This window comes from Streptomyces sp. WAC 04229 (genome assembly GCF_003947455.1).
Classification (GTDB): domain Bacteria; phylum Actinomycetota; class Actinomycetes; order Streptomycetales; family Streptomycetaceae; genus Streptomyces.
On sequence record NZ_QHJH01000344.1, the window covers coordinates 1 to 3,374 of the forward strand.

Here is a 3,374-nt window from a genome sequence, read left to right on the forward strand (position 1 = left end):
GAGCAGGGGGTGCGGGCCGAGCGGGGCGGCGACCCGGGTGCGGGCCGGGGAGGCGGCGGCCATGTCGGGGATGTCGCGTTTGACGTGGTGGCCGCGGCTGAGCAGGAGCGGGACGAGGACCGCGGGCCCGTCGCCGAGGGCGGCCAGCGTGTCGGGGAGCAGGGGTTCGTTCAGCTCGATGTGGCCGAGGTGCACCGGCAGGCCGGGGCGCAGGGCGCGGACCCGGTCGAGGAGGGCGCTCACGGTGCTCAGGGCGCGCGGGTCGCGGCTGCCGTGGGCGACGGCCACCAGGGCGGGTGCTCCGCCGGTGGCCCGCGTGCTCGTGCTGCCCGTCACTGTCATCACCGTCATGCACCGATCGTGGCCGGGTGACGTTGCCTTCCCGTTGCGTGGGCGTCACGACAATTTTCCTCCGGTTCACACGCCGCCGCCCACCGCGTGTGAGCGTCCGGCGAACCGGAAGGCGCTCAGGTACGTCCCTGAGGGCAGTGACCGACCGGGGAGGGAACCGTCCGATGCGTCGCCCGACACTTCGCAGACCGCGCCTGCCGCGCACCCGCACGGGGCAGCGGCGGCTGATCCAGGCGGTGGTGGCGGCGTGCGTGCTGGCGCTGCTGCCCGCGACGTGGATGCACCTGGTCACCGGCGACCGGCTGCGCACCACGGCCGACGTGCCGCGCACCGAGGTCGCCGTCGTCTTCGGCGCCGGGCTGTGGGAGGGCGAGCCGTCGCCGTACCTGGCGCACCGGCTGGACGCGGCGGCCGAGCTGTACCGCGCGGGGCGGATCGAGGTGGTGCTCGTCACCGGGGACAACAGCCGGGAGGAGTACGACGAGCCGGACGCCATGCGCGGCTACCTCGTGCGGCACGGAGTGCCCGACGGGCGGATCGTCAGCGACTACGCGGGCTTCGACACCTGGGACTCCTGCGTCCGCGCGAAGAAGATCTTCGGGGTGGACCGGGCCGTACTGATCAGCCAGGGCTTCCACATCCGGCGGGCGGTCGCGCTCTGCCAGGAGGCGGGGGTGGCGTCGTACGGCGTCGGGGTGGACGAGCGTCACGACGCGACCTGGTACTACGGGGGCGCCCGGGAGGTCCTCGCGGCGGGCAAGGCGGCGCTGGACGCGGCGGTCGAGCCGGACCCGCGCTTCCTCGGGCCGCAGGAGCCGGGGGTGGCGCGGGCCCTGGCCGACGCCGGATGAGCCGGGGCCGGATGAGCCGCCCCCTCACCGTGGCCCGAGGGCGGCGGGGAGGTCGCCGTCCCGGCGGTGTAACAGAGCGCCGCCCGGCCGCGTAACACGGAAGCCGCAGGCTGGACGGCATGCAGAACACCGCCACGCCCACGCACTGCCCGTACTGCGCGCTGCAGTGCGGGATGAATCTGACGCCCGCCGCCGACGGGACCGTCGAGGTGAGCGAGCGCGCGGACTTCCCGGTGAACCGGGGCGCGCTGTGCGGCAAGGGGCGTACGGCGCCGGAGGTGCTCGCGTCGGGGGCGCGGCTGACGTCGCCGCTGGTGCGTTCCGACGGCGGCGAGCTGGTGCCGGCCGGCTGGGACGAGGCGCTGGACCGGATCGCCGGGAACCTGGCCCGCACCCGGGCGGAGCGCGGCGCGGACGCGGTGGGGGTGTTCGGCGGGGGCGGACTGACCAACGAGAAGGCGTACACGCTGGGCAAGTTCGCCCGGGTGGTGCTGGGCACCTCGCAGATCGACTACAACGGCCGGTTCTGCATGTCGTCGGCGGCGGCGGCCGGGACGAAGGCGTTCGGGCTCGACCGGGGGCTGCCCTTCCCGCTGGAGGACATCCCGAAGACCGGCTGCGTGATCCTCGTGGGGTCGAACCCGGCGGAGACGATGCCGCCGTCCCTGCGGTACTTCACCGAGCTGCGGGAGAACGGCGGCACCCTGATCGTCGTCGACCCGCGCCGCACGAAGACCGCCGAACAGGCCGACCTGCACCTGGCGCCGAGGCCCGGCACCGACCTGGCGCTGGCGCTGGGCATGCTGCACCTGGTGGTGGCCGAGGGGCGGGTGGACGAGCGGTACGTCGAGGAGCGCACGGCCGGCTGGGAGGAGGCACGGGCGGCGGCGATGGCGCACTGGCCGGAGTACGTGGAGCGGATCACGGGGGTGTCCGTTCCGGAGCTGCGGGAGGCGGTGCGGCTGTTCTGCGCGCCGGAGGCGGCCATGGTGCTCACCGCGCGGGGGCCGGAGCAGCAGGCCAAGGGCACGGACACGGTGGGCGCGTGGATCAACCTGTGCCTGGCGACCGGGCGGGCCGGGCGGCCGCTGTCCGGGTACGGCTGTCTGACCGGGCAGGGCAACGGGCAGGGCGGGCGCGAACACGGGCAGAAGGCCGACCAGTTGCCGGGCTACCGCAAGCTGACGGACCCGGCGGCGCGGCTCCACGTGGCCGAGGTGTGGGGCGTGGACCCGGACTCGCTGCCGGGGCCGGGGCGCAGTGCGTACGAGCTGCTGGACGCGCTGGGGACGGACATCGGGGCGCTGCTGGTGATGGGGTCCAATCCGGTGGTGTCGGCGCCCCGGGCCGCGCACGTCGAGGGGCGGCTGCGGTCGCTGGACTTCCTGGCGGTGTGCGACGTGGTGCTCTCCGAGACGGCGGCGCTGGCGGACGTGGTGCTGCCGGTGACGCAGTGGGCGGAGGAGACGGGGACGACGACGAGTCTTGAGGGGCGGGTGCTGCTGCGGCGGCGTGCGATCACGCCGCCGGACGGGGTCCGCAGCGACCTGGAGGTGCTGCACGGCCTGGCCGGGCGGCTGGGTGTGGAGAAGGGGTTCCCGACCGAGCCCGAGGAGGTCTTCGACGAGCTGCGCCGGGCCAGCGCCGGCGGCCCGGCGGACTACTCGGGGATCGACTACCGGCGGCTCGCGGAGGAGAACGGCGTGTTCTGGCCGTGCCCGGCGCCGACGGAGGACACTCCCCCGCATCCGGGGACCCCGCGTCTCTTCCTGGACCGCTTCGCCACCGACGACGGCCGGGCCAGGTTCGTGCCCGTCGCGCACCGGCCGAGCGCCGAGGAGCCGGACGACGCGTATCCGGTGCTGCTGACCACGGGGCGGGTCGTGGCGCAGTACCAGTCCGGGGCGCAGACCCGGCGGGTGGCCGAGCTGAACGCCGCCGCGCCCGGCCCGTTCGTGGAGCTGCACCCGCGGCTGGCGGCGCGGCTCGGGGCGGCGGAGGGGGACCCGCTGGCCGGAGGGGGAGAGGGCCGATGGGGACTTTTCGGGGTAGCCCCCGTCGGCCGGGGGCTCCTCGTCGAGGGGGCCCCTCCCCCCGGGCGGCGCCAGGGCGGCGGGGGGGGACGCGGCCCCCCCGGGGGGGCGCGACCAGCCACGACGAATGCGCAGTCGG

The 3,374-nt window shown here is 75.6% G+C and carries 3 protein-coding genes; 2 read left to right on the top strand and 1 reads right to left on the bottom strand.

The genetic code is table 11. The annotated features are described in order from the left end of the window. Positions 1-351 (bottom strand): CbiX/SirB N-terminal domain-containing protein (locus DMH12_RS37820; protein ID WP_185832774.1); only part of this gene is annotated, 351 nt, incomplete at its 3' end. Between the two features lie 164 nt (positions 352-515). Here DMH12_RS37820 and DMH12_RS37825 point away from each other — a divergent pair. Next, complete coding sequence (locus DMH12_RS37825) at positions 516-1,202, top strand: vancomycin high temperature exclusion protein (protein ID WP_125495781.1); 687 nt, start codon at positions 516-518, stop codon at positions 1,200-1,202. 119 nt (positions 1,203-1,321) lie between these two features. Beyond that, on the top strand, positions 1,322-3,374 hold a 2,053-nt coding region (locus DMH12_RS37830; protein ID WP_260474493.1), incomplete at its 3' end, for a molybdopterin oxidoreductase family protein.